This window comes from Nafulsella turpanensis ZLM-10 (genome assembly GCF_000346615.1).
GTDB lineage: Bacteria > Bacteroidota > Bacteroidia > Cytophagales > Cyclobacteriaceae > Nafulsella > Nafulsella turpanensis.
Window position 1 is genome coordinate 1 of sequence record NZ_ANNU01000022.1, and the last position, 1,286, is coordinate 1,286.

The 1,286-nt window shown below is 40.6% G+C and carries 1 protein-coding gene; it reads left to right on the forward strand.

The features are described 5' to 3' along the window. The first annotated feature begins 174 nt into the window (after window positions 1–174). Window positions 175–1,098, forward strand: a complete 924-nt coding sequence (locus tag F752_RS0110140) for an IS256 family transposase, variant Zn-binding type (RefSeq protein WP_040664517.1) — start codon at window positions 175–177, stop codon at window positions 1,096–1,098. Window positions 1,099–1,286 lie beyond the last annotated feature (188 nt).

Genomic DNA, 1,286 nt, shown 5'->3' on the forward strand with positions numbered 1-1,286 from the left:
AGATTTAATTGCCAAAAATAGTTGGTGAATCGCCTTCATTACACTTGTAATATCTTGATTTACAGGGTGTAATAGATATAAATTAATTAGCTCATTGAAAACCGGTTCAATGAGCTTTTTTTTGTATATGGAAAGTACAAAAAAAGATGCTGTGCTTGTGGCTTTACTTCGAGTATAAAATGGGGCAAACAAGCAGGCAAGCAGCGCTATAAATGCAAGAACTGTGGGATTCTATTTACAGGTTCTAATGCAGGGGTAAAGAAGGCAAACCAGTTTGTGTGGTTTGAGAAGTGGGTAATCGAAAGGTGTACTCTAAAGCAGCTCTCCCAGAGAAGTGGCTACTCTGTCAGGAGCCTGAACCGCTACTTTTATCAGTACCTGCAAGAGCCTCCTGTTTTGAGTGTCTATCCTTCAGAAAGAGTGAATCTACTAATTGATGGCACCTATTTCAATGATGACCTCTGCCTGATTCTCTACCGGGACAACACCATTAAATTTACCCAGCTCTATCGTTTAACTGATGGAGAATGGTTTGAGGAATTGGCTGAAGACTTGGCCAATCTGCTTGAGTTGGGTGTACAGATAGAGAGCATTACCTGTGATGGCCATAAAGCTCTACTAAAAGCTATCAAACATGTTTGCCCCCAGGTTACCCTCCAAAGATGCCTGGTGCATATTCAGCGAATGTGCCTCATCTGGTTATCTGGTAAGCCTAAAAGTGAAGCAGGAAAAGAATTGCGGAAAATAGTTGCTCAGCTTCATTTAATAGAAGATGTACTCCAGCGGGATTATTGGATTGTGAGTCTTTTAAAGTGGCATGAGACTTACAAAGACTATATCAGAGAGAAGAGTATCAATCCTGAAACCGGCAGATATTGGTACACCCATAAAATGGTCAGAAGAGCATTTATGGTCATAAAAAGAGCTCTTCCCCATATGTTCCGGTATTTAGAAAATAAAAGAATACCTAAATCAACGAACGGGCTGGAATCCTTCTTTGGCCATTTAAAAGGACATGTTAATGTTCACAGAGGGCTGTCCCGCCTCCACCGCAGGCAATTCATCCAGTGGTATCTTTATATGAAAAACAAAGAGTAGGTTTTCTTAGCCATAGGCAACCAGAATGACAAGAAAAAAGCCTCCCCAAAAGGGAGGCCATTCCAGTTGGTAAATCCTATTGCTGGTAGGTTGCTCCTCAGCAGAGCCTACTTCCTCTTCAGATTTACATTCTTAAATAAATACAATTTACAGGTAAATGTCACCAACTATTTTTGGCATCATTACCT